The sequence below is a fragment of the Francisella-like endosymbiont genome (assembly GCF_003069505.1).
In the GTDB taxonomy this organism is placed as follows: domain Bacteria; phylum Pseudomonadota; class Gammaproteobacteria; order Francisellales; family Francisellaceae; genus Francisella.
The window spans coordinates 418,183-444,755 of sequence record NZ_QAPC01000001.1 but is presented as its reverse complement, the minus strand read 5'-3'; the positions used below and the strand labels follow the sequence as shown (position 1 = coordinate 444,755).

Genomic DNA, 26,573 nt, shown 5'->3' with positions numbered 1-26,573 from the left:
TAGAAACTAACCTTAAGTTAGTAGACATAGTTTAATGTTCTAACTAGCCATTTGTCAAGAGATTTATCAATTTTTCTTCCTAGTTGCTCAAGTTTATTTTTATCCGTTGAGAGTAAATAAAAACAAGAACCTGTACCTGTCATTCTAAAACTACTATCTAACTCTTTTAGGTATTCACTAAACTCTGGATATTTTGCATAAAAGACATTCTCAAAATCGTTATGCATAACACTCTCATCAAAGTCTAAATCTTTAGATATCAGTTTATTAGTCTTAATTAACTTCTCACTTGCAAAAAACTCTCTTGTATTGATGTGGATATCAGGTTTAATCAATAGTACATACCGCGGACTAAAATCCTTATGGTGCAATATCTCACCGATACCTTCTGCCCATGCAGATTTACCATAAAGAAATATTGGCACATCAGCGCCAAGTTTTGTAGCCAAAGGAATCATTTCCTCATTTGACAATTCAGGTAAGTAATAATCACGTAAAGTTATAAGTGTAGTTGCAGCATTTGAACTTCCACCTCCAAGCCCTGCTCCAATTGGAATATTTTTTTTAATCTCAATATTAACACCTATGTCTTGTACACCATAGCTCTGCTGGAATCTTTTGATAGCTTTATATACCAAATTATCTTGTTTTGAGGCAATGTTGATATTACTTGAAATATTAATCTCTCGTGAATCATTAAAACTAAAAGTTAGCTGATCTTTTAAATCTAAAAAGGTAAACCATGTTTGAAGGTTATGATAACCATCTACGCGTTTTTTTAATATATGCAAAAATAGATTTATCTTTGTATAACTACAATATTTTTTAGCTTTTATATTTGCCATGATTTTATAAAGATTTTTATAGTTAGATTATCTCTAGACATCCTAATTTTTGTTGGTAATGGATATTTATAGTCAACTAGTTCATAATTACTATAAGCAATATTCCAACCATTTTGTGATAGTTTACTTAACAGATTATTCTGGTTTAATTTCGAAGTTTGTCGAATATCTGGTATCGCTATGGCTTTTATCCAATATTTTAATCCGTCTACTGGAACATACCAGTCTAATTGCTCAAGCATCAAGGTTTTAGGATCTTTTGCTGTTAGCTTTTGCCCTTTACTATTCTCTAGTGAGACACTGTTAGTATCACCTTTTACCTCAACACTACCTATTCCCAATGGGCCATAAAGTTTGATACTAAAATTATCACCGTCTTGTAGGTATATACAATTAGCAGATTTAGCTTGATTATTATAAATAATACCAATAACACCCTTAGCTTGCCATTTTTTAAGTTTGAGTAAGTTATTATAAGTAGTCTCTTCAAAAACTGTCTTAGTAGTAATAGCTGTAATATTAGATTGTGTTGTAGCACAAGATGACAGCAATATAATCAATATTAAAGCAATAAATAAGCTAAATTTGTGCTTTATATCTATTTTTAACTTTGACATAGTATTCAGCATTTTCTCTAATAATTTGTCTTTCATGTTCACTTACTGGTCTGATTTTTTTAACTGGTGAACCTAAATACATATAACCTGACTCAAGAACTTTTCCTGATGGTACTAAACTACCAGCGCCTAGAAAAACCCATGGTTCAACTACCGCTCCATCGAGTATTATAGAACCCATGCCTATTAGGCAGTTATTTTTTATCTCACAGCCATGTAAAACAACACCATGTCCTACTGTCACATAGTCTCCTATACTTAATGCAAACCCTTGACCGAAATCCTTAAGATATTCAGTAGTATGAAGTGTGCTGCAATCTTGGATGTTAGTGCCTTTACCAATAGTGATTGTTAAGAGATCCCCCCTTACACTGACTTGTGGCCATATAGATGAATCTTCTTTTAAGATAACATCTCCTATTACTGCCGCTGACTCATCAACATAAGCTGAATCAGCTACCTTAGGATCTTTACCATTAAAACTTCTTATACATCTAGACATAGCTGATCCTTACTTTTAGAATTATCATCTCTTAATGATATCAAACTATAACTCTCAAGTTTAATCTTTTTATTCTTACTAAAAGGTTGTGCATAGCCATTATCATCGATGATAAATAATCCAATAGCGTTGGGATTATCACTAAAAAACTTTTCTAAAGTGTAGTTAGGAGTAATATTTGTAATTCTGATTTTAGCTCCTTGATTGAGCATCTCTATCAAGACATTAAAGTCAATGCCCTCATCAAATAGTAGATTAGCAAGATTTGTTTCTATAGCACCAATACCTTTGTAACTCTCTTTTTGCGCTGTACGGATTACATAGACATTATTTGAGCCAAACTCGTATTTATATTTCATAGCTGATACAGCATTTACATACTCACTAGTTGATAATCCAAGCATTGCACCGATGCCAACCAAATTAATACTCCAATCAGCATGAATTGAAACAGGACTACCATAATAAGTATTTAAACCCAACTGCCGGCATTTTTGCACATTACCCCAAGAGGAATCTGTAATTACGACTTCGATATCATTTTTGACAAAAATTTCTGCTAATTCGCGTGCAAATCTATTGCCACCAATTATCAAAAATCCTTTACCTTCTGGTTCAGTAACTCCAAGTGCTTTTGAAATATATGGTGTAACTATACTTTGAAAAACAACCGTAAAAACAATTATCATAAATACAAAGAATACTAAAGTATTTGCCTCACTGTATAGTTCAGGATGTGATTTAATAATCTTAATTGCTACTAATGCTGCTACTGATGCTGCCACAATCCCACGAGGATAAATAATGCCCATAATAATTCTTTCTGCAAAAGTTGTTTTAGAGCCTAGACAGCATAAAAAAACAACTATTGGTCGTAATACAAACTGTAAAAATAAAAAAACCTCAATTAGATCTAACCAATAATCTTTAAATAAACTAAAGTCTATCTCTGCTCCTAGGACAATAAAAAGAACTGAGATAATTACAATACTTAGGTTCTCTTTAAATGAGACAATATCAGACATTTTAATATCTTTCATATTTGCCATTACTAGACCTGCTACTGTTACCATTAACAGCCCAGCACCATGCATAATCGCATCAGAAATAATAAAGCCAAGCACAATTACTGCTAGTACAAAGAAGCTTTTTAAATACTCTGGAATATAATGTTTTCTAAAGCTTAACCCAATTAAATAACCAAAAATAAATCCTGATGTTATCCCTAAAATACATACAAACACCATATATGCTATAAATATGCTTGTTGCATTAGGTTGATTAGCAAAATTACCACCAATAACAAACCATGCCAGCATAAAAACAACTACTAATGCGCCGATAGGATCTACAAGTATAGCTTCCCATTTTAAGATATTTGCAATATGCTTTTTAGGTCTAACAGTTCTCATCAAAGGGGGTACAACAGTTGGGCCACTTACACAGGTAATACCGCCTATCAGCATAGATAGCTCTAGATTCAAACCAACAACATAACAACAAAATAATGCCGTAAGTACGACAGTAATTGCTATACCTACCGTAATTAGAAGTACAACAACACTACTTACACTTTTTATCTTACTAAAATTTAGTGATAAACTACCTTCAAAGAGAATTATCGCAACACAGATTGAGACAAACGGTGATAAAGCTTCACCAAATATAACGTTACCATCAACAAGTTTAAAACCACCTTGAAATATTACCTCGGATAAAGGTCCTAAGATAATTCCACTTAAAATCAAAAATAGTATTGATGGAAGCTTTAATCTCCAAGATAAAAACTGTGACACGATAGCAAAAAACAATATCAAGCCAGATACTAGTAAAATATAATTAGACGAATGTACAAATAGCTCTATACTATTATTCAAAATAAATGCTCTGAATATAAAAATATCATAATAAGAATTCTAAATATTATATGATATTAACTTTTTTATCAATGTCATAACAACAAACATAAACTATATATACACAGATAGATCTAGAGTTAAAGTATTCATATGTTCACCATCGTATAAACTTTGATATGAATATTCGGGACCAAATAAAACATTATTATCAAAGTAAGCTCGCTGTGCAGAAGCAATTATTTGGTTCTTAATTCCAGAGCTTGCTAAACCAAAATTTGGTGACGCATTTGATAGTAGCATAGGGATATTGGTGGCATTATATGATTGACCATAACTAAAGTTAAAGTTTGTATATCTACCACCAAGATTAAGAGCATACGCGATACCTAGATACCAAGCCACAGTATTAACATTGCTTCCATCTTGATCAAAATCTTCTTTATTGACTGTTGTTAACCAGCTTCCCTGAAGCTGTCAGATACCACCAAGCATGGAGTATGCTAAAGTACCATCAAAAATTTTAACACTAATATTCTCATTACTTTTGCTTATATTGTTGAGAAACTGAGATATACTACTATTACCTACTCGGGCAATGTTAAAAACATATCCCGCATTAAAACCTACTGACAAATTAGAAGTCCATGAATCAATATAGAAAAATCAAGCAGAGAAATTAGCTCTTTTATCATCAGAAGCAAACACAGAAATATTAGTATTGATAATATCACTTTTATAATTAAAAAATATATTTGTAACTTTATCTGGAGATAAAAATTCATTAATTGTACCACTAGTCCATGGTCCACTACCACCATAAGAGCTAACTAAAAGTTTACTTCTACCAGCAGTTATAAAAAATGGTGAGGTATCAAATTACCGAAAATCACAAAAGCATTACCTAAACCAAAATCTCCTGTTTCATCAGTATCAAAATCAAATTGAGCTGTAACATAATGACCTAAGTTTGATAGAAAATATAGTTTTGAATTAGTTAAATAGATACTCTTACCATTAGCTGGAAAATTTGCTGTTCTATTATCTGACTACCAACCCATGATTGAGCATCTACCTCTATATAACCACCAAAAAATACTGAAGAGTCACTAAAATAATCTCTTTGTCCTAATATCGTTGATGCAAAGAGATTACTTGAAATCATTCCAATCGGGATACTGTTATTACCAGAACATGAACCTAAATAGGTTATTTGACCTTGAGTCGTAATTGCTGGTGTACCACCAACATCTATTTTCCCATTTGAGACAAACACCCATTGCGTATTAGGCTTATCTTCTATAGTTTGAACTATTAATATTGGTAGCAATATCTTCAGGAGTTATTCCTCTAATCCAGAATAGTTAGCTCCTAAATAGCTATTAGTAATATTTTTTAATTGCTGTTTATAAATAGTAAATTGAGATTTATTATAGTTTGTTGTTCATCCTGAAGCTGAGCTCCATCAATTTCATTTTTAAGTGTATATATTTGTTTTTGCAGGGCAACTATTATTTGCTTTTCTTGTTCAGATAGTCATAATTATTGTTTATCTTGCTCTACAAAATCATCAGCATAAACTTTTAGCTTCGCACAAAAAACAATATCAATATCGATTTAGGAAAAAACCTCACAAAACTGTTCTTTTTTTATGCTTAATTTTATATAAGTTACTTTATTTCAAAGATATACTCAATATTAATATTTGCTAAGAGCTATTAAATTATAATGAGTAAAACTCCTACAATCGTTTAAGCTTACATTTTTTTGATATATTCTGCGGCATTTTCATCTAAAGATATTACTCCAGTATTTGCATCATAATAGATAAGTTCAGCATAACGCGCCCAGTCGATCAATGTGTCAAAAACTCGCTCAGCCACATCCATTGGATAATAATCATCCAATTCTGCTAAAAATCTACTTCTAGGGGCTGATTGACTTTCTCTTTCACTAAGAATCTTAACCACATGACGCGCTAATGGTATATATTTCAAGAATAAGCGTCCAAAGATAAATTTTCTCTCATCAATATTTGAATCAATAAACTTACGCCCCATCGCTGTCATTTTGATATCACCATCAGAAACTTCAGCAAACCTTAAGATTGATAAAATCTCAATGATCGGAAATAAATCATTAATATCAAGATGTAAATCATCAGCAAGTTTCGGTAAATCAACTGCTTCAACATTCTTAATTTCTGCCATCTCATCTAAAAGACCATTCATTTCAGAAATATCAACATCCGGTAGACGATAGCCGATAGTCATCACAGTTTTCTTATTCATACGCTCTGTAAGCTCTTTAGTCTGTGCTGTAGTCAGCATACGATAAACCTGATCGACAAGATCAGCAACTACAGGATCCTGAGAACTTCTTGGGTGTGGAATATTTATCTTTAGCTCACCGCGGATAAATCCTGGGTTACTACCAAATATAATTATTCTATCTGCTGACAAAACTGCCTCTTCGATACTATGTGTCACATATAAAATACCTTTCATAGCATCATTATTTTCCCATATATCAAGCAAGTCTTCTCTTAAGTTCTCAGCTGTTAGAATATCAAGTGCAGAAAAAGGCTCATCCATCAATAAAACATCAGGCTCAAGTACAAGAGCTCTAGCAAAACCAACGCGCTGTTTCATACCGCCAGATAGCTCTTTTGGATAAGCATTCTCAAAACCATCTAAACCAACCATATCAATAGCTTTTAAAGCTCTTTGTCGGCGTTCTTCCAAGCTTATCTTACGCGCCTCAAGCCCAAGCTCAACATTTTGTAAAACTGTTAACCATGGCATCAACGCAAAACTTTGAAAAACCATAGAAATATCTGGTACAGGAGCAGAAACTTTTTTACCGCGATAAAGCACATCACCACTAGTTGGACTTAAAAGACCTGCGATTATTCTTAATAATGTTGACTTACCCGAACCCGACTTACCTAATAAAGCAACAATTTCACCTTCATAAAGAGTAAAATTTATATTATCTAAGACTTTGAGAGAATGGCCACCTTTGATATTAAATTCTTTATTAATTTTTTCTACTGTAAATATTTTCTTAGTCATTTAAAATCTCCTATGCTTTACATATTCATACTAAAACGATTTTCCGCATAGTTATATAATCTGCGCCAAAACAGTCTATTTGAGGCTACAACTAGGATACACATCACTATCACACCTAAAAGAACATTTGAAGTATGATCTCCAGGCATATTAGTATATTTTGTAATATAGTCACCTATTCCTGAGGCTTGAATCATAGAATCCTTACCCCAGTTTATGTATTCACTAATAATACTTGCATTCCATGAACCTCCTACTGCTGTTATAGCACCGGTGACATAATATGGCATCACTGCAGGTACAAGGAACTTCTTAAGCTTGATAATACCCTTTAATTGCATATTTTCAGCAGCTAACTTTAACTCTTCAGGTATAGCTGATGCCCCAGCAATAACATTAAACAGAATATACCACTGTGTTCCAAGTGCCATAAGTAGAATGCACCATATATTAAAATTAAGATTAAACATTACTACTAATGTACCAAATACACCATATAGCACATTTACAGGGAAAGCTGCTGCCATTTGCGCATAAGGTTGAACTTTTTGAGCTATCTTAGGTCTTAAGCCAATCCATATCCCTATCGGAACCCATATTAGCGAAGTTATGAATATTAGTATTACGACTCTTACTCCTGTAAATAGTCCATATACAAATACTTTAAATGTTTCTTCAATACTTATATCTTTATCTTTGGCGTAAACTGTTTGATAAACAAAATACAGTAGTGCTAATATCATCAAAACAATGGTAACATTCCAAATTACTCTTTTAGTTATACTTTCGTGCTTTTTGGTTTTTTTATGAACCTTTTGATTATAGGCTTTATTAAGATTTTTCTTAAAAATTTTAATATTTACTATCTTGTTAGAACATTTAGCTAGAAATGCCGTAAAAATCTTAACAACATATGCTTTATGCAAAATAGTTAAAAACCATGATTTACTATGTGTCTCTGATGGGTTATCACCAATGACAAACTTCTCAGACCAAGCAACTAATGGTCTAAATAAAAGTTGATCGTATAATATAATCGTAACCAACATAGTAACTATTGCAGCACTAACTGTTATGAAATTCTGTACATTATTAGCAGCATCAATAAACGAACCAATACCAGGTAAATTTATCGGAATTGACTGTGACGCACTAAAATTAACCATAATTGTCTCAGACGCTACTATCATAAACCAGCTTCCTGACATTGACATCATTGTATTCCAAACCAGGCTAGACATCGCAAATGGTACCTCTAGTTTCCAGAATTTCTGCCAAGCTGAAAGTTGATACATATCAGCAGCTTCTCTTAACTCTTTTGGTACTGTCTTTAACGATTGATAAAAGCTTAAAATCATATTCCAAGCTTGAGCTGTTATGATACCAAAAATTACCGCAGCTTGAGCTCCCCATAACGAGGTTGGAAATATAACTAAAAAGCCTGTTACAGTAATCGCAAAGAAACCTAGAACTGGTATTGACTGTAGAATATCAACAAGAGGTATGATTATACTCTCTGCTCTTTTATTTTTTGCAGCCCATGTTCCAAATATAAAGGTTATAAGTAGTGAAATAGCCAAACCTATAAACATTCTGATTGTTGTTTCTGCTGTATAGTAAGGCAAGAGCCAAAGACTCAAAGAAATATCTGAGTATTTTAGGACACTTGCCTGATTTTTATAATCAATAGTGCCACCAAGATCCGAGGTTGTCCAAACAAAGACACTTAATAACAAAAGTATAATTGATAAAGCTAAAATATCCCACTTTGTGTGAGAAACCTTCGCTGACATATTAGTGCTATATAACCTTTTCATATGTCAAAACTCTTTAGTTTTTTTAACAACGCTGTTAGTATAAGTTATTTATATTTATTTTTGTATTACAAATTTAATAATATTTTTGTTAAAATCTAGGTATTAGGCAATATTATTAAGCAATAGTTAGATTTTAAATACAATGAAAAAAGAGCAAAAAGTGATTAAAGTTCGTCCAGGTGAGCGTGTTTCCTGCCCAACGAAATACCATGAAAACTGGAATTTACACCCTAAAGTGTATATTGACCTAAAACATAAAAAAACTAATAGTTGCCCATATTGTGGTACAACTTTTAAAGTTGAAAAAGAATCTTAATTAACGTTATACTATTTGTTTTAATGATTTGATAAAATGTCATCTTTATTTGAAACATAAATATATCCACCACTAGCACATATCATGGCTCTTGCCATAGCTCCGCTCCCAGCACCTACAGCCACTTCTGAACCAGCACCGATGCCAGCTCCATTTAGAACATCTTTTTTGGTTTCATCTTTTTTTAGTTGTTCTGCGCTAATTAATTGCTGTTCAGATTTAATAACTCCAGGACCTATTCTGGTGATTTCAGGATTGCTTGAACATGATGTTAGCAATAGTGACAAAATAATCGGTGAATATTCCTGTATAGCTCCTTTTAATAATTTATTTAGTTTTATCTTTTTTATAATTTTTTGATGGATCTTTCAAGATTAGTTTATAAAAAATAACAACTTATCTAAATAATTATCCAATCATAATATTAAATTTTTGTAAATTTAAATTAGTATTATTATATTATATGACATAAGAATTTCTGATATATAGGCTTCTTAGTAGTCAAGAAAAAAAGATTATTGTAAATTATCTAGAACTAAATCTTGCAGATAATAAATAACTTGCTTACCTTCTCTTGCTTGACCATCTTCACCTATACTTATATCTAAATAAACTTGACCAGCTCTTTGTACCACCTCAAAAGTAACTTGGTTGATTATATTATTCGAAAATGTCCATAATTTAGCTTTTTGATTACTAAATCATCAGTTTTTATATCAAACTCACCAGTGTTAGCTTTTACAGCTTTTTTTATTGCATAGTATAACTGTTTGACCATTATAACTTGCTCCATCTGAAGACTATGTTGTCCACCATCAGACTCAAACTTATTATCTCTAACAATCATATTGTCTCCTAAAAAGCCTGTTGCAAGAAGTGAACACGTATACGTAGAGACATCTTCATTAAATAATTAGAAAAGCAGCTAATATCACTATTAGCAGAGATCCTGATATATTACAAATTAGAACTCCTAAAGGAGTTTGCTTTGATATACTTGCCGTTGCCTATGTTAATGCAAATCTTGACACTGCACCAAAACCACCGCCGATACCTACTAATAATAAAGTTCCCATCTAACTCTCTAATATTTTATATACACCTAGCTCTATCATCTCTTGAGCTAATAATTTACCAAGTTTTGTAGGGTTATCTCCTACCATACTACGTTTAAGAACTTTCTTACCATCACTACTTGCAACCATCGCCATTAATTTTATCCGCTCTTGATCTAACTCACCATAAGCTCCTATTGCAACATGACAACCACCTTTTAATTCTTGATTAAATGCTCTTTCAGCAGTTGCGATACTAAAGCTATTAGCACAATTGAGCTGTTGTAATTTGCCTAAAAGCTCACTATCTCTCTCTAAAGCTTCTATAACTACTATACCTTGACCAACAGCTGGAAGAGATATTTCTATCGGAATAAATTGTGTTATCCTATAACTAAGCTCTAATCGGATAAGGCCAGCACTAGCCAAAATAATTGCATCATACTCGCCGTTATCAAGCTTAGCCAGTCTAGTTTTTACATTACCCCTTAAATCTCTAATCTCAAGATCATCTCTATAGTGCAGAAGTTGTGCTTTACGACGCATGCTAGATGTCCCAACAATAGCTCCTTGAGGTAGATCATCTAGAGATTTATACTTATTTGAGACAAAGGCATCACTAGGATCTTCTCGAGGCATAAAACTTGCTAGACAAAATCCTTGGGGTAACTGATAAGGAACGTCTTTTAAAGAATGTACAGCAATATTTGCTTTGCCATTTTGCATAGCTATTTCTAGCTCTTTCATAAATAGCGCTTTACCACCTACTTTGTTTAGTGGTTTATCTAAAATAATATCTCCCTGTGTTCTCATAGTACTGATTTCACAAGCGATATTTAATTCTTTTTCTAGGCGATTCTTGACAAAATTTGTCTGCCATAACGCTAATTTACTTTCTCTACTAGCAATAATTATTTGTTTCATATTTTAAATGTTTTTGCTATAAAATCTGAGATATCTTTTATTTCTTCCATACATACTGAATGCTGCATACCAATATAATGCCTATATTCATTAGTGAAACCATTTACTTTTAGCTTATTTGATAGATCATGACTTAAAACTTCGGGCAATACTTGATCATCAGTACCATGACAAACTAATATAGGTAAGCCTTTATTTACAGACGTAATTTTCTCTTTAAAGTCATCCCATGCTGGTAAGTATGTCGATAAAGCCATAATGCCACTAAGTTTTCTTTGAGAAGTAATAGCTGTATAAGTAGCAATTACCCCACCTTGTGAAAAGCCTACTAATATAATGTTTTCAGATGGAATACCTTGCTCTATTTGGTTATCTATGAGTTTATTAAGTTTTTGTGTAGAAATATTTATACCATCAACATCAACTATTCTATTTAAGCTATTTGCATCAAGTGACTTAATATCGTACCACGCACGCATTTGCATACCCATATTTATAGTAACTGGTATCACATCTGCATGAGGAAAAACAAATCTGATTTCATCTAAAGAAACATCAAAATAATTGATAATATCAATAAAATCATGTCCGTCAGCACCAAGGCCATGTAACCAAATAACACAAAATTTTGCTTCACCCTCTGGTTCAATAAGTTCGTAATTCATAAAAACTTTGCATCTTATAATTTTAACTAGAATGATACATTAATTTGTAGAATTTATTAACAATTAAAAGATAAACAGCTACCAAAGCCTTATACACTAAGTGATAGAAGTTGTGAAAAAAGGATATTCATAGCTTCTGTGGATAAGCTTGTTTATATCTATATAAGGTTTTTGTGAAAATCATATTTTACTAAAACAATATAGTTTAATAATTGGCAAAAAACCATTGATTTTCAACAACTAGCAATATGATTAATTAACCATAGAAATCAAAAAGTATTTTACATAACCTGTGGATAAAACTGTGTATTTATTGTTAGAATTTGGTTAATTTTCTTCTATAATCCTAAAAAAAGCCTCTTGTGTGACAAGGTTTACAGAGGTATTTTGTAATTTTATTTGATCATTTAAGTCATATTTAGCACTAACAGAAAGTTTCTTTGTCATTGCTAAATCTGCGATAGAAACCATTAATCTACCTTTCTCTAGTTTCTCAATAACTGTAGCTTCAAACTCTAGATTAGGATTTTGCATTAGGTAAACCAGTTTCCAGTGCGAGTTTGAGAAACGCTCTGTTTGTCTATTAGATTTTATTGGTATATCAACTTGAGCAATTATATTATCAATCTCTTGAGCATCTATCATATCTTTATGCTGTAGAAAATTGCGTAATTGATAATGCACAACTAAATCGAGATATCTTCTTAAAGGACTAGTTACTTGAACATAATTATCTAATCCCATCCCAGCATGAATATCTGGCTGAGTAGAATACTTACCCCTTTGGAGCTTTTTACGTATCGCAAACATATCCGCTATTGAATCAAGATTATCTAGATCATCTTGACCAAGCTCATGCTTGGGCTGTGTTGAAAAAGGTACGCTAATATTATTTTTAATACAAAACTGTGCTACTGCAACACCTGCCATTAGCATTGTATCTCTAACAAGTGTTCTTGAATTTAGACGAGGTAAATTTGTCAGTTTGACATTTTTATCATCATCTAATGATATCTTTATCTCAGGAAAATCAAGCTCAACCGCACATTTAGATAAACGCTTATCGGTGAAATATTTAGCATAATCAACAATATCACCAAGTTCTAAAAGTTGGCTATTATTTTCGACAAATTCATAAGTGTACCTAGTAACTTTTATATGACTAAAACATATTTCAATATCCTGGATATCACCTTGCTGATCAACTCTAAAACCTACAGATAACGCCGGAGAGACATCTTGCAACCCCAAACCAAATTTCTCAGTTGCCTGTGGAGGTAACATAGCTACTATCTTCTCTGGCACATATAAATTTGAGCCTCTTGTTCTTGCTTGTAAATCAACCTCGTCACCAAAGTTGATACTAGAAGAAGGGTCAGCAATATGAACCCAGATTTTATTTCTATCTGGATCCCAGCTAATCGCATCATCAGGATCATTACTACCTTCATCATCTATAGCATAAGCATGCAAGTGAGTTAGATTTACACGCTGATTATCCGACGTAAAATTATATTTAAATTCCTCAGGGTTATTTTCCAACTCTGCTCCATATCTATATAGATATGGATTAAAAAACTCATTCCAATACCCTATATCTAACAACAACTTATACGCACTATTCTCAGACTCTTCGATACTTAAGTACTTAAAAAAACGACACTTAGTAGTTTGAAGTGTTGCTAAAGCTTCTATTTCCTTAAGGAATTTTCTATCATCTTCATTGAAACTTTTGTTATTCAAGCGTTCAATAAAATTATTAAGCTCTTGCTCTTTGTGCTGTTTCTCTTGCTTATCTCTAAGTATTTTATCCTTTTGTTGGTGCGAATGAATTTTTATATTAAAATCAACATCAAAGCTAAAGTACACTCCTTCAGAAACCAACAACCAAACTGTGTATGCTTGATTAATATCAACTGTTTCAAAAAGCAACTCACATAATTCGATGATAGAGGTTTTCTGTTGCTCCTGTAATAGCTCCCAAGTCATCTCAAGCTCAGCTATACCTAACTCTTTTAAACTCTCAAGTTCAAAATCCTTTTCTGACTTTAAGAGTAATTGAACATTCTTTGCAGGTAGCTTGATATTTTTACCATCAATAGTCTCAATCTCAATTTTTTTATCTAAGATATTAACAACCTTTGCTGGTTTAGATTTAAATATTACTAGAGCATTTTTAAAACTTTTACTTTCCAATAACATAAAAAAATTAGGATGTTATAATGGAAGAATTATAACATTCAATAATTTAGATTTTTATGATAAATATAGATATTATTCGTAGTAGGTTTATTAGAATTTTAGGAAATGTAGTTAAATTAATATCAGTACCTTTTCATAAAATCTTTCCCAATAAAAGATTTACTCTGCCTTACCATAAAAAACCTCTTATAAAAACAAATAAACAAACAAAAGTTCCTAGAATAATGTGGCAAACAAATTTCACTAACAAAGTAACTTTACCACTATACGTTAATTACTTGTTTAATAGATTTATGTCTCCTAGTTATGAATACAGATTTATGGATAATATGGCCGCCGAAAAATATATAGGCGAAAATCATCCAGAGGCTCTAGAATCGTACCAAAAATTAACAGTAGGTGCTGCTAAAGCTGATCTATGGCGCTTACTTGCGATCTATAAATATGGTGATTTATATAGATATAGATGGCTGCCTTGTGACAAGATCAGAGAAATTCCTCAAAAATAAAGATGAAATGTTTATTAAAGCAAAGCAATTTTATTTTACAAATTACTTTTTTGCCGCGGCGCCAAATAATAAAAAAATCAAAGGGTATATTGATACCGTCCTTAAAAATATTGAGGGTGGTAGATCTGATTTAGGTGTATGGTATCTTACTGGTCCTGGAGTTATGGAAAAAATCATGAATGATGAAAATACCGAATGGCGACATAGCAGAGAAACATGTATACAGGGAGCTTTTACTAATGATTATTTCCAATATATAGATAAGCCCAGCTCACACTGGACAAAAATAGCAAATAAAGATATACTAAATTGATATAAAGTAATCATTTATCTTCTTTCCTAACAGCTATACCAAGATCATTAAGCTGCTCTAAAGAAACTGGTGATGGTGCTTCTGTCATTAAACAGCTTGCTGTCTGTGTCTTAGGGAAAGCTATTACATCACGTATGTTTGTAGTTCCTGTAAGTAGCATAATAAGTCTATCGACACCAAAAGCTATACCACCATGGATAGGTGTACCATAAGATAAAGCATCAAGCATAAAACCAAACTTCTCGCATGCCTCTTCATCAGAAATACCTAACAAGTTAAATACTTTCGCTTGAATATCTTGTTTGTGAATACGGATAGATCCACCACCTACTTCATAACCATTGATAACCATATCGTATGCTCTTGAGCTTAGCTCTTCTGGATTAGTACTCTCTAACTCTTCAACCGAGCTAACTTTAGGAGATGTAAATGGATGATGCATAGCATATAAACGATTATCATCTTTCTCAAACATTGGGAAATCAACAACCCACAATGGTGCCCAATCTTTATCAAATAGATAAAGGTCCTCACCAATCTTAGCTCTTAATGCGCCCATTGAGTCATTTACAATCTTAGCCTTGCCAGCACCAAAGAATAATAAATCACCCTCTTCAGCACCAGTTTTCTCAATCACTTTGAATAATGTTTCTTCAGAGATATTTTTTACAATTGGTGACTGTAAACCATCTTTGCCTTGCGATAATGAATTAATCTTGATATATGCAAGACCTTTAGCACCGTAGATACCAACAAAATTAGTATACTCATCGATCATCTTACGCGTAAGCTTATCATTACCTGCTGGGATTCTCAGCGCAATAACACGAGCTTGTGAGTCATTTGCTGGCCCTGAAAATACTTTGAACTCTTCGTTTTGCATATCTTCTTTGATATTTACAAATTCAAGTGGAATTCTTAGATCAGGTTTATCTGAACCATACTTATCAATAGCATCAGCAAAAGTCATTACTTGGAAAGGAGTGCTAAACTCAACACCAATAGTTTCTTTGAAAAGTCCAGCTATCATTCTCTCTATAGTATACATAATAAAAGTCTCATCAATAAATGAAGCTTCGATATCTATCTGGGTGAATTCAGGCTGTCTATCTGCTCTTAAATCTTCATCGCGAAAGCATTTAACAATTTGATAATATCTATCAAAACCTGAAACCATCAAAAGCTGCTTAAAAAGCTGTGGTGATTGTGGTAATGCATAAAACTTACCATTAAAATTACGACTTGGTACAAGATAATCTCTAGCACCTTCAGGAGTAGCTTTTGTTAAAAATGGCGTTTCAATATCAAGAAAACCATTATTATCTAAAAAGTTACGCACATAACGAATTGCCTTTGAGCGCGTAATCAATTTTTGCTGCATTTCTGGACGACGCAGGTCAATATAACGATACTTTAGCTTGACATCTTCACCAGTTGCCTGATAATCATCTAACTGAAATGGGATAGTTCTAGATTTATTAATAACTTCTATACTGTCACCGACTATCTCAACCTTACCACTGGCGATATTTTTGTTTTCTTGACCTTCTGGTCTTAAGTTAACAACACCTTCAGCTTTAATCACAAATTCAGACCTTAAACTATCAGCAACTTTGAAATTATCATTATCTGGATTAAAAACTAATTGTACTAAACCTGTTCTATCTCTAATATCTAAGAAAATAATACCACCATGATCTCTACGACGATGAACCCAGCCGCATACTGTGACTTTTTGACCTTGTAATTTTTCATTAATATCTGAGCTATAATGTGTTCTCATATTCAAACTAACCCTTTAAATTTTTTTATAATAATTTAAATAGATAAAATTAATCATAGTATTATAGTAGGAAATAATAAAGAAGACTAAGCACAAATATTAACAAGCAAACAAATTAAGTTAAAGTCATATATCTAAACTAATAGACTGATGATACAAGCAAAAACTATCAAGCTTTAGTCAAATAATGACATCAAAGCTATAAGATATAAAACAAACAAAATATAAAACGGCGCCGAAAGTATTTTCAAATCAGCTACCAAAAAGGCAAATAGCTCTGGTAAAACTCGCATAAATACTACCATTGAAATATTCTTCGTAATAGCTAAGGCACTAAATCTTTGTAATTTATCAAATCTATTTAAGACCGTAATCATATAATTTGCATTTAACGAACTGTTAACAATTTATAAATAACGATGCAATAGCAACATTGATATCTGTAAGGCAAATAAACCAAAAATATGAAAATCAAAAGTCTCAAAAGTACTTGTCAATACTTGAGATAATTACTGACTTAATACACAAAATAATCCCTTAAATACCTTTTTAATTTAATTAACTAACCAAAAACCTGTAAACTATACTTAGGTTCAAGAAACTCATAAATACCATCATCAGAACCTTCTCTACCAAGTCCTGACTCTTTGATACCACCAAAAGGTGCTTTTTCATTTGATATCGATCCTGTGTTTATACCAATCATACCATATGCTAAAGCATTTCTAACTCTTCTAATTTGATTGATATCATTACTAAAGAAATAGCTTGCTAAACCATATTTTGTATTATTTGCTCGTTGGATAACCTCATCTTCAGAATCAAAACCAAAAATAGCAATAATAGGGCCAAAAGTTTCTTCACAACTTGCAACCATGGTATCTTGCATATCAGCTAAAATAGTAGCTTCATAGAAATTTCCACCTAATTCTGGGTTTATCCTACCACCACATACTAACTTAGCTCCTTTTGCTAAAGCATCATCTACATGCTGTTGTACTTTCTCAACTGCTGCTTTATTAATTAAAGGACCTATTTTAACATCAGTACCCAAACCGTTTCCTTGCTTGAGACTCACAAGTGCTGTTTTTAATCTCGTGATAAACTTTCTGTTGATAGAATTATGCACAAAGACCCGATTTGGTGCTATACATACCTGACCGGCATTTCTAATCTTAGCTGCGATAAGACCATCTATAGCTTTTTCTAGATTAGCATTCTCAAAGACTATAAATGGTGCATTGCCACCTAGTTCTAATGAAATCTTTTTGACAGTTTCTGCTGCTTGTTGGATTAGTAGCTTACCAACTCTTGTAGATCCGGTAAAAGTTATTTTTCTGACCAAACTACTTTTTTGTAGTTCTTTGCCAATGATGCTTGAATCACCACAAATTACCTGCAAAAGATTCTCAGCAGCTCCAGTAGCGATAAAAAGCTCTCTAGCTGCAAGAGCTGTAAGAGGAGTTAGCTCTGATGGCTTAAGTATAACACTACAACCAACAGCTAATGCTGGAGCCGCTTTACGAGTAATCATCGCAAACGGGAAGTTCCAAGGAGTAATTGCCGCAACCACACCAACAGGATAATAATCAACTCTACCTTCAGCATTACTAATATTAGGATCAAAAACGCGTGAATCTATTCTTTTGGCTTTCTCAGCATACCATTGAATAAAATTTGCTCCATATTGAACTTCGACTTTTGCCTCGGCTAGTGGCTTGCCACTTTCTAGTGTGATAATCTCTGCTAAATCATCAATATTATTTATAACTAAATCATACCACCTTGCTAAAAGCTTTGATTTTTCAGCAGCAAGCTTATTCCTAAAGGCGTTTTGAGCATGTTTTGAAACTAGGATACTATCTTCAACATATTGGGCTGATTTTTCTTCAAGATTACATATAACTTGATTAGTTGCAGGATTAACTACCATAAAGCTTCTATTACCAGCAAAAGAATATTTACTTATTACTTTGTTTAAAAGGTTATTGGACATAAATACTCCTAAATTTATATTGCTTGAATAGCTGTAATTGCAATTGTATATGTTATATCATCAACCGTTGCCCCTCTTGAAAGATCATTTACAGGTTTATTAATGCCTTGCAACACTGGTCCTATGCTTAAGACATTAGCGCTTCTTTGGACTGCTTTGTATACTGTATTACCAGTATTTAAATCTGGAAAAATTAATACTGTTGCTCTACCTGCAACTGGACTATCTGGAGCTTTTTTCTTAGCTACACTTTCTATCATCGCGGCATCATATTGAAGTTGACCATCAACCAATAACTCTGGAGTTTTTTGTCTAAGTAGCTCTGTAGCAGTGCGTACCTTTTCAACTTGCACACCTGAGCCTGATGAGCCTGTACTATAGCTAATCATTGCAACACATGGTTTAATACCAAATTTCTTTGCAGATTCAGCACTTTGGATTGCTATATCGACAAGCTGCTCGGCTGTAGGATCCTGATTTACAGCACAGTCACCAAACACTACCACCTCATCAGGCATGCACATAAAAAATACTGATGACACTAACGAAGAGTTTGGCTTAGTCTTAATTAGCTGTAATGCTGGTCTAAGTACATCTGCTGTAGTATGCTCAGCACCTGAAACTAGTCCATCAACCTCACCAAGATAAAGCATAAGTGTTGCCACTACTATAGGGTTTTTAAGAGCATCTCTAGCCATACTTTCAGATAAGCCTTTATGTTTTCTAAGACTCATTAACGTATTTAGATATTTTGTCTCAGCTTGATCATCAATATTGACAACTTGTATATCCTCAGGAAAACTAAAACCATTCATCTCTGCTACTTTATGGATTTTCTCTCCATCACCTATAAGCACACATTCAGCAAGACCTTGCTCATAACAGTTTTTTGCAGCTTGCAAGGTTCTTGGCTCATAACTCTCTGGTAAGATAATTCTTTTTTTAGCTTTTGTTGCCATTTTTAATAGATGATACCTGAATGCTGGTGGCGACATCACCTGATGCCCAAGAACATCTGCTGTAATGGCACTAATTATTTTATTTCTATCTATTGAGTTACAAATAACCTCTTTGACCCTCTGAATACGCTCTTTATCATCAAGAGGTACACCTATCAGATCAATATTAGCAATTCTTAAAATAGTTTTGACACTTTTATTTTTAGTAGTAAGAATTGCTAGGCCAGCTTTTTCAGCAGTTTCAACACAAAACTCTATAACTTTATCATTAAGATATTCTTCGGCAGTTAGCAAAATCCCAGCAATTTTCATACCATTTTTTGCAGCTAAGCATACTGTAACGAGAATATCAGACCTATCAGCAGATGTTATCACTAAAGAGTTTGGTGTTAAATCATTAATAAAGTTATCAATCCCTCCTGAGCACATCATAACTCTGTCAACACGCGCTTCTAAGCTTACTCTTGATATAAGATTTAATTTAAGAATATTTTTAATATCCAATATACGTGGTGAAATTTTTTCTTGCCGCCACTCTACAACACCTATCAGACTTAGACCTTTTTGTGCAAAGACTGGTAATTCTCTGAGTATGTCTATAGTTACTTGCTGCTGTTGCTCTGACGAAATATCCTCATCTGTTAAACTAAAACTTACTCTACCATCATCTTCGTATGGCGCATTTAATTTTGTGATTACCACCCCAATGATATTAATTTGTTTTGGTAAACTACGCATTGCATAATCTAGCTCATCATTGATATCAATTAGTGGCTTGTTACCATGATATGAAGTTATAATTACTTCTGAGCTTAAAGCTTTAATAATTTCTGTATTTAACTCATCAACAATAGCATTTATTGCGTATAGTTTATGAGCATTATTACCCTGTCTAAATAGGCCAGAGATTGTTACAAAATCAAAATCTTGTGATTTTTGATAAAACTTATTTAAAACAATCTCAACATAATCCTTAACACGATTATTAAGTAAGTACTCCTGTATGTTCTCGATACTCATTTACATATCATAAATAGGATGGAATGAGCGAACTTTTAATCCTTTTTGCTGTAATGCGTATACCATACTACTTGCTAATAAGCGTAAACCGGCATGTTTTGAAGTTGGAAGAATAAATATAGATTTTTTCATAGTAAACTCTTATATTAAATTTTGTGTTTCTTGAGCAATCATAAGCTCTTCATTAGTCGCTATTACCATTATATTATGGCTATTTTTGCTATTTATGAATGTCTCAGAATTAGTGTTTTTTTGGTGATCTATCTCAAAACCAAGATTTGTTAACTTAGCAATAATATTCTCACGGATATTAGTGGCATTCTCACCAATACCTCCTGTAAATACTAAAGCATCTAACTTATTAAAATAAATCATATAACTAGCAACAAACTTTGCCACTCTATGGCAAAAGATCTCTATCGCTAATTGTGCTAAATTATTATCTTTAGCAGCAAGTTGTGAAACTTCACGCATATCACTATGACCGCAAATACCTAGTAGACCACTTTGCTTGTTTAGCATATTTGTAATTTCTGTGATACTCCATCCAAGGTTATCAGATATATATGCAAAAATACTAGGATCTATACAACCTGAGCGAGTTCCCATTACAAGGCCATCTAAAGGGGTAAGCCCCATACTCGTATCTACACTTTTACCATCAACAACAGCTGTAATACTACAGCCATTACCTAAATGCGCTACTATGACATTGGCTTTTTCTTGAGCTAGGACCTTTCTTGCCTGCTGTGAGACATATTTATGTGAAGTACCATGTGCGCCATATTTACGAATATTATGCTTGTGTGTCAGCTCATAAGGTATTGCATACTCTGCAATATAACTTGGCATGGTTTGATGAAATGCCGTATCAAACACAGCTACCTGAAGTAATTCTGGAAATATTTGCTGGCAAAATGTTATGCCCTCAATATGCGCTGGATTATGTAATGGAGCTAACGGAATACACGCTTTTATTTTTTCTAATGAATCGGTATTTATCACTACAGATTTAGAAAAATACTGTCCACCATGAACTACCCTATGTCCAATTGCAACTATTTTTTCTAAATGATTATTTTCTACCAAAAAACCTTTGAGCATTTCAAATACATCTTTGTAGCGACCATTTTCAAGATGCTTTTCAACTTTATGTTCAGATTTAAAAACTACTTTACAATTTTTAGTAGCAATATTTTCTGCAAAACCTATAACTAAGGATTCTGAAGTATGTGGATTTATAAGCGCAAACTTAACCGAGGAACTACCACAGTTTAATACTAATATTTCAGACATATCTAGACTAAGAAATTAAATAAGAAATAAAGATATTATATAATAATCTAGAAAATAGTGACACCTTGGTATAGTGTTTTTAGTAATGAGTATTTTGTCAAAAACTAGAATGGAATATCATCATCAAAGTTAGATGAATTAATTTCTGCAAAATCAGGCATATTATCTTGTCTCGATGGTTGCTGATTAAAACTTGGTGTATTTTGGTAATTTGCTCCGCCTTGAGAACTACCACTACCGATAAATTGAAAATTGCTCGCAACTACTTCAGTTGTATATTGCATATTACCGTTTTTATCTTGCCACTTATTCGTGCGTAATCGACCTTCGACAAAAATCTGTGTGCCCTTATTTGCATACCTTTGGATAGTCTCAGCAGATTTACCAAATATAACAACTCTATGCCATTCTGTAGTTATATTCTCTCCCATACCGTCGTTAGTTGCAATACTTAAAGTTGCTACAACAGTACCATTTTGTGTAGTTCTAACTTCTGGATCATTACCTAATCTACCTAGCAAAATAACCTTATTTACAGTTCCTTTAGCCATTTTTAACTCCTATATTTTTTATAGCTACTAGTATTACAGCTTACAGTAAAAATGCTGTTGTTATAAGTATTTCAAATAATTTTTTGCTATTTTTTTATAAAAAACAGCTTAAGAAATTATCATCAAAAGCCACAAACCCAACTAATCATATACTTTTGAACTACTCAAATTTGACTAGCTTTGCTAAGGGCAAAGTTTATCTCATCAAAGTCAAAACCATTATATATCAAGTAATTTATAGCTTTTTGCTTAAGCTTAAAATCTGCTTGTAATTTATTGATATCTTTATACTTTTTATTCAAGCATTGCTTACAGAGCTCAAACCAATCTACTTCTTGACCCTCAAGACAACTTTCAACCAGCCCTAGTGGTAAACCTTTTTGATAAACTGCTGTGTTTATAACACGTTTTTTACCTCTAAACTTGGCAATTTCACTATTTATAAAGATACGCGCAAACCTTTCATCAGATAGCCATTTATTTTGCTCAAATTCATCTAAAAGATTATTAACCTCAGTTATAGAGATATTGTCGCGTGAAGTAAGTTTATCAAAAAGTTGTTTGCGTGAATAATCTTGCTTTGCAAGTAAATAAAGAAGATAGTTTTTTTCTTTAGATAAACTCATTTTGAGTAGCTGTTGGATTTACTGTAACTTTGGTTTTAGAATCTTCTTTAGAATTGTCATTAGCATCTTTGTTAGCGTATTTATTTGGTAGCAAAAGTTCTAAAATAGTTCTTTCAATTTCATCACGTTCAGCAGTATGTTCTTTTAAATACTCTTTTGACTTTTCTTTACCTTGACCAATCTTTTTGCCTTTATAGCTATACCAAGCACCAGATTTCTCAATAATGTCATACTTAGCACCTAAATTAATAAGTTCAGCCTCAAGAGAAATACCTTCACCATAAATAAGCTCAAAGTCAGCTTGTTTGAAAGGCGGTGCAACTTTGTTTTTAACAATTTTAACTTTTATCTCATTACCACTGACATCTACACCATCTTTAATACTGCCTCCTTTTCTAACTTCAAGTCTTACCGAAGAGTAAAATTTAAGTGCATTACCACCAGTTGTAGTTTCAGGGTTACCAAATATCACACCAATTTTCATACGAATTTGGTTGATGAATATTAATAGTGTATTTGAACGTTTAATATTCGCCGTAAGCTTTCTTAGTGCTTGTGACATTAATCTTGCTTGTAAGCCCATATGTGAGTCACCCATATCACCTTCAATCTCAGCTTTTGGTGTGAGCGCCGCAACGGAGTCAATTACCACAATATCAACTCCTCCAGAACGCACTAGCATATCAGCAATCTCTAAAGCTTGCTCACCTGTATCTGGCTGTGACACAATCAGATTATCAACATCGACACCTAAAAGCTTAGCATATTTTGGATCTAGCGCATGCTCAGCATCAACAAAGGCAGCTGTACCACCTTGCTTTTGGCACTGTGCAATAGCTAAAAGCGTCAGTGTTGTTTTACCTGATGATTCATGTCCATATATCTCAATAATTCGACCTTTTGGATATCCACCTATTCCTAGTGCTACATCAAGAGCAATAACACCCGAAGGTATAACATCAATATCATGAGCAGCTTCTTGATCACCTAGCCTCATGATAGAGCCTTTACCAAATTGTTTCTCAATTTGTGATAAGGCTGATTCTAGAGCTTTTTCTTTACTCATATTGGCTAACTCCCATTAATTTCTTAGTGTTGTTTGTTATCTGCTGACTCTTTCAATGAGTCTTGATACATCGCATCAAAATTTACTGCAGATAAACATAGTTGCGGGAATCCACCACTAATCACTAAATCTGAAATTGCTTCACGCGCATAATGGTAAAGAATATTTGGACAAAATGCTTTTTTAGCGTGCTCAATTTGAGCTTCTTGCATATTAGCAACTGTAAAAATACCCGCCTGTTTAACCTCTGCCTCAAAAGCAACCATACCATCATTCTCAACCTTAACTTCAAGTGTTAAAACTGTTTCATAAGTGTTCTCTTCTGGAAGTTTAGTAGCCTCAACTTTTAGATCTGTATGAAGTTTAGGTTTCCAATTTGTAGTCCATATCTTATCAGAATTTGGAATAGAGAAAGAAAGGTCTTTTACATATACTTTTTGGATTTGAAATTGAGGTTGTGCTTGCTGATCCATACTTATGATCCTTAATATTTTTTTATAAATTTTATTTTAACAATGATTTAACTGGGTAACTAGCTTGTAACCATGCTGCTAAGCCACCTTTAAGTACAAAAACCTGCTCAAAACCTTCCTTATGCAACTGTTGCATAGCTTTTTCGGCATTATCTCCATATACAACTATTGGCTTAGCTTTATATTTAGAAAGCTTATTGTGCTTTATTGTGATTTCGTCAAACTGAATGTTTTGTGCACCAATAATATGTGCCTCACTAAAACTCTCCTGATCGCGTACATCTAGATAAACACCTCTGCCTTTATTGACAGTGATTACAGCATCAGCAACAGATAAAGTAAATTGCGCTTTTTTAGTTTGAGTCAGCTCAAAAAGTATGTAAATAGCTAACAGCAAAATAAAAGATAAACAAAACAGTAAATTTTGTGATACAAAATAGCCTAAATTTTCCATAATCGTAGTCTTTGTTTAATTATTTTTTATATCTATTGAATATTGTTTTGAAAAAATTATTGCATCTTAGCTATAACGTCTTTAGTAACATCGATACTATCAACATTATATAGGCTCATTTCAGCAGGCAAAATAGCATCCAACTGCTTCTCTTTAGCAACTTGTGCAGAAGCTTTAGTTAGAGCATCTTTAAATGCATCAGCATCATCAGAAGCCATTTTTTGAACTTGATTCATTAGATTTTGGTAGTCTTTCATAGCTTTTTCAAGATCTGCTTGAGCTTGTTGCTTATCTTGATTTTCTACCTTATCTGTAGCTTGAGTATATTTTGTATCACCCTTAGAATCATCTGTTTGAACATCATCTTTTTCTTGTGTGTATACATTTACTTTTTCTTGTAAAGTAGTGATGTTTTGCTTAAGTTGATCCATTTGTGGCTTAAGTTTTTTCTCATCAGCTGTTACTTTTGCTTTACCAAGAGGAGAAGTCTCAAAGATATCTTGCATATTAGCAAAACCTACGCCACCAGCCATAGCTGTAGTTGCAGATACCATTAAACCACCAGAGATTATTGCTCCTAGTATAGTTTTTCTCATAATTTTTCTTCCTTGTTTGTTTAGTTATAACACATAGTACAATATCGATTATAATCATGGTTATTGTGTGTTTCAACAGTTAAAATAATTATTTTAGGCTAAAGCTAGTTTCTGAGATGGCCTTATAATAAACACTATTGCCTAATTTCTGTGATACTGCTGTTAAAAAACCCAGTGGTTGAGTATAGTTGATGATATTAATATTATTGAACTTTTCACGCCTAAGTTGATTAACCGAAGCAAAACCATCTATCAAACCCATTTGTTTTGCTTGAATACCACTAAAAGGTTCGCCTGAGAAGGTTGTATCCATAGTCTTATCTTTTAGCCTATCACCTCTAGAGTTCTCAACTGCTGCTATAAATACCTGATGAGTTTCACCAAGAAGTTTTTTAAATTGTTCTGTCTGTTGCAGCTTTTGTGGAGAGAACTGATCTAAGAAATCCTTAGTTTTTCCTGAGATGTATGTTCTACGCTCAATACCTAACTTATCCATAAGTCCTGTAAAACCAAAACCACTACCGATAATTCCTATTGAACCAACTATTGTCATCTTATTAGCATAAATGTCTTTTGCTCCAGCAGCAATATAATAACCCCCACTAGCACAAACATCAGTACATACAGCATACATAGGGATACTTGGATATTTATGCTGTAAGTATTGCATATGAGAGTATATCTCATCAGACTGTACAGGTGATCCTCCAGGACTATTTATCTCAACGATTACACCTTTTACTAATTTATTTGCATAAGCATCATCAAGGCTTTGATTGATCCTCTCCGCATTAGCTTCGGCATCCTCAGCAATTATTCCATTAACTTTTACTAGAGCTATGTGCGGCGCCAATTCTTTAGATGAACTAAATAAACCACCAAATATCAGTAACAGGGCTATTAAGATAATTATTAATCGCGTGACAAAGCACCAACGTCTCTTACTCTTAATATCTTTTAGATAAGCTTGAGCTAATTTTTCTAGTGTTGTATTGGAAATGTTATTTTCCATTTTATCTCCATATTTGTTAATATTTCACCAACAATTTTAAATCTTT

General features: G+C 32.9%; 23 protein-coding genes and 6 pseudogenes. 3 read left to right on the top strand and 26 right to left on the bottom strand.

Annotation, left to right across the window (positions count from 1 at the left end):
• Positions 1–17: 17 nt before the first annotated feature.
• From ispE to C9379_RS02490, 8 genes and pseudogenes are all read right to left on the bottom strand, one after another.
• Entirely contained in the window at positions 18–845 is an 828-nt protein-coding gene (ispE, locus tag C9379_RS02520; RefSeq protein ID WP_143384799.1) for a 4-(cytidine 5'-diphospho)-2-C-methyl-D-erythritol kinase, read from the bottom strand.
• Complete coding sequence (lolB, locus tag C9379_RS02515; protein ID WP_143384990.1) at positions 833–1,474, bottom strand: lipoprotein insertase outer membrane protein LolB; 642 nt, start codon at positions 1,472–1,474, stop codon at positions 833–835. Before lolB ends, ispE begins: the two co-directional genes overlap by 13 nt.
• A complete protein-coding gene (locus C9379_RS02510; RefSeq protein WP_143384798.1) occupies positions 1,425–1,964 on the bottom strand; it encodes a gamma carbonic anhydrase family protein in 540 nt (179 codons plus the stop codon). Before C9379_RS02510 ends, lolB begins: the two co-directional genes overlap by 50 nt.
• On the bottom strand, positions 1,949–3,841 hold the full coding sequence (locus tag C9379_RS02505; RefSeq protein ID WP_143384797.1) for a cation:proton antiporter: 1,893 nt from the start codon (positions 3,839–3,841) through the stop codon (positions 1,949–1,951). Before C9379_RS02505 ends, C9379_RS02510 begins: the two co-directional genes overlap by 16 nt.
• 93 nt (positions 3,842–3,934) lie before the next feature.
• The gene (locus C9379_RS08710; RefSeq protein ID WP_425536912.1) at positions 3,935–4,225 is read right to left on the bottom strand and encodes a hypothetical protein; all 291 of its coding nucleotides are present in this window, start codon (positions 4,223–4,225) and stop codon (positions 3,935–3,937) included.
• A 72-nt stretch (positions 4,226–4,297) separates the two neighbouring features.
• Positions 4,298–5,096: pseudogene (locus tag C9379_RS02500) on the bottom strand (DUF3573 domain-containing protein).
• 481 nt (positions 5,097–5,577) lie between these two features.
• Positions 5,578–6,894 carry an ABC transporter ATP-binding protein gene (locus C9379_RS02495; RefSeq protein WP_143384796.1) on the bottom strand — a complete coding sequence of 439 codons (1,317 nt, stop codon included), beginning with the start codon at positions 6,892–6,894 and terminating at the stop codon, positions 5,578–5,580.
• 17 nt (positions 6,895–6,911) lie between these two features.
• Positions 6,912–8,711, bottom strand: coding sequence for an ABC transporter permease (locus tag C9379_RS02490; protein ID WP_143384795.1), 1,800 nt, complete (start codon positions 8,709–8,711; stop codon positions 6,912–6,914).
• 142 nt (positions 8,712–8,853) lie between these two features.
• Here C9379_RS02490 and C9379_RS02485 point away from each other — a divergent pair, with 142 nt between their 5' ends.
• Entirely contained in the window at positions 8,854–9,027 is a 174-nt protein-coding gene (locus C9379_RS02485; protein ID WP_143384794.1) for a zinc-finger domain-containing protein, read from the top strand.
• A gap of 23 nt (positions 9,028–9,050) precedes the next feature.
• Here C9379_RS02485 and C9379_RS02480 read toward each other — a convergent pair.
• From C9379_RS02480 to C9379_RS02455, 6 genes and pseudogenes are all read right to left on the bottom strand, one after another.
• Positions 9,051–9,338, bottom strand: a pseudogene (locus C9379_RS02480) (hypothetical protein); the annotation flags it as partial.
• 204 nt (positions 9,339–9,542) lie between these two features.
• A pseudogene (locus C9379_RS02475) lies at positions 9,543–9,874 on the bottom strand (hypothetical protein).
• A 6-nt stretch (positions 9,875–9,880) separates the two neighbouring features.
• Positions 9,881–10,103 (bottom strand): annotated as a pseudogene (locus tag C9379_RS02470) (CrcB family protein); the annotation flags it as partial.
• Positions 10,104–11,006 carry a hydroxymethylbilane synthase gene (gene hemC / locus C9379_RS02465; protein ID WP_143384793.1) on the bottom strand — a complete coding sequence of 301 codons (903 nt, stop codon included), beginning with the start codon at positions 11,004–11,006 and terminating at the stop codon, positions 10,104–10,106.
• Complete coding sequence (locus tag C9379_RS02460) at positions 11,003–11,671, bottom strand: alpha/beta fold hydrolase (RefSeq protein ID WP_143384792.1); 669 nt, start codon at positions 11,669–11,671, stop codon at positions 11,003–11,005. The genes hemC and C9379_RS02460 overlap by 4 nt, the downstream gene beginning before the upstream one ends.
• Positions 11,672–11,998: 327 nt before the next feature.
• Entirely contained in the window at positions 11,999–13,873 is a 1,875-nt protein-coding gene (locus C9379_RS02455) for a ribonuclease catalytic domain-containing protein (protein WP_143384791.1), read from the bottom strand.
• A gap of 56 nt (positions 13,874–13,929) precedes the next feature.
• Here C9379_RS02455 and C9379_RS02450 point away from each other — a divergent pair, with 56 nt between their 5' ends.
• A complete protein-coding gene (locus C9379_RS02450; protein WP_318263314.1) occupies positions 13,930–14,382 on the top strand; it encodes a glycosyltransferase family 32 protein in 453 nt (150 codons plus the stop codon).
• Positions 14,351–14,695, top strand: coding sequence for a hypothetical protein (locus C9379_RS02445; RefSeq protein WP_318263313.1), 345 nt, complete (start codon positions 14,351–14,353; stop codon positions 14,693–14,695). Before C9379_RS02450 ends, C9379_RS02445 begins: the two co-directional genes overlap by 32 nt.
• Before the next feature lie 10 nt (positions 14,696–14,705).
• On the opposite strand, the gene aspS is transcribed toward C9379_RS02445, so the two are convergent.
• The 12 genes and pseudogenes from aspS to C9379_RS02385 all read right to left on the bottom strand — a co-directional run bounded on the left by aspS (position 14,706) and on the right by C9379_RS02385 (position 26,527).
• Entirely contained in the window at positions 14,706–16,478 is a 1,773-nt protein-coding gene (aspS, locus tag C9379_RS02440; RefSeq protein ID WP_318263312.1) for an aspartate--tRNA ligase, read from the bottom strand.
• Between the two features lie 176 nt (positions 16,479–16,654).
• Positions 16,655–16,885, bottom strand: a pseudogene (locus tag C9379_RS02435) (MFS transporter); the annotation flags it as partial.
• Between the two features lie 155 nt (positions 16,886–17,040).
• Complete coding sequence (locus tag C9379_RS02430; RefSeq protein ID WP_143384789.1) at positions 17,041–18,474, bottom strand: NAD-dependent succinate-semialdehyde dehydrogenase; 1,434 nt, start codon at positions 18,472–18,474, stop codon at positions 17,041–17,043.
• Between the two features lie 14 nt (positions 18,475–18,488).
• Positions 18,489–20,585: pseudogene (gene pta, locus C9379_RS02425) on the bottom strand (phosphate acetyltransferase).
• Positions 20,586–20,594: 9 nt separating this feature from the next.
• Positions 20,595–21,749 carry an acetate/propionate family kinase gene (locus tag C9379_RS02420; protein WP_143384788.1) on the bottom strand — a complete coding sequence of 385 codons (1,155 nt, stop codon included), beginning with the start codon at positions 21,747–21,749 and terminating at the stop codon, positions 20,595–20,597.
• Between the two features lie 104 nt (positions 21,750–21,853).
• The gene (locus C9379_RS02415) at positions 21,854–22,300 is read right to left on the bottom strand and encodes a single-stranded DNA-binding protein (RefSeq protein WP_143384787.1); all 447 of its coding nucleotides are present in this window, start codon (positions 22,298–22,300) and stop codon (positions 21,854–21,856) included.
• Positions 22,301–22,464: 164 nt separating this feature from the next.
• Complete coding sequence (locus C9379_RS02410) at positions 22,465–22,926, bottom strand: regulatory protein RecX (RefSeq protein WP_143384786.1); 462 nt, start codon at positions 22,924–22,926, stop codon at positions 22,465–22,467.
• The gene (gene recA, locus C9379_RS02405; protein WP_143384785.1) at positions 22,913–23,992 is read right to left on the bottom strand and encodes a recombinase RecA; all 1,080 of its coding nucleotides are present in this window, start codon (positions 23,990–23,992) and stop codon (positions 22,913–22,915) included. The genes C9379_RS02410 and recA overlap by 14 nt, the downstream gene beginning before the upstream one ends.
• Positions 23,993–24,015: 23 nt before the next feature.
• Positions 24,016–24,465 (bottom strand): protein-export chaperone SecB, encoded by a 450-nt coding sequence (gene secB, locus C9379_RS02400; RefSeq protein ID WP_143384784.1) that lies wholly within the window; start codon positions 24,463–24,465, stop codon positions 24,016–24,018.
• Positions 24,466–24,496: 31 nt separating this feature from the next.
• Positions 24,497–24,919, bottom strand: a complete 423-nt coding sequence (locus C9379_RS02395) for a rhodanese-like domain-containing protein (protein WP_143384783.1) — start codon at positions 24,917–24,919, stop codon at positions 24,497–24,499.
• Between the two features lie 56 nt (positions 24,920–24,975).
• Positions 24,976–25,515, bottom strand: coding sequence for an OmpH family outer membrane protein (locus tag C9379_RS02390; RefSeq protein WP_143384782.1), 540 nt, complete (start codon positions 25,513–25,515; stop codon positions 24,976–24,978).
• Positions 25,516–25,603: 88 nt separating this feature from the next.
• Entirely contained in the window at positions 25,604–26,527 is a 924-nt protein-coding gene (locus C9379_RS02385) for a S49 family peptidase (RefSeq protein ID WP_143384781.1), read from the bottom strand.
• Positions 26,528–26,573: the final 46 nt, after the last annotated feature.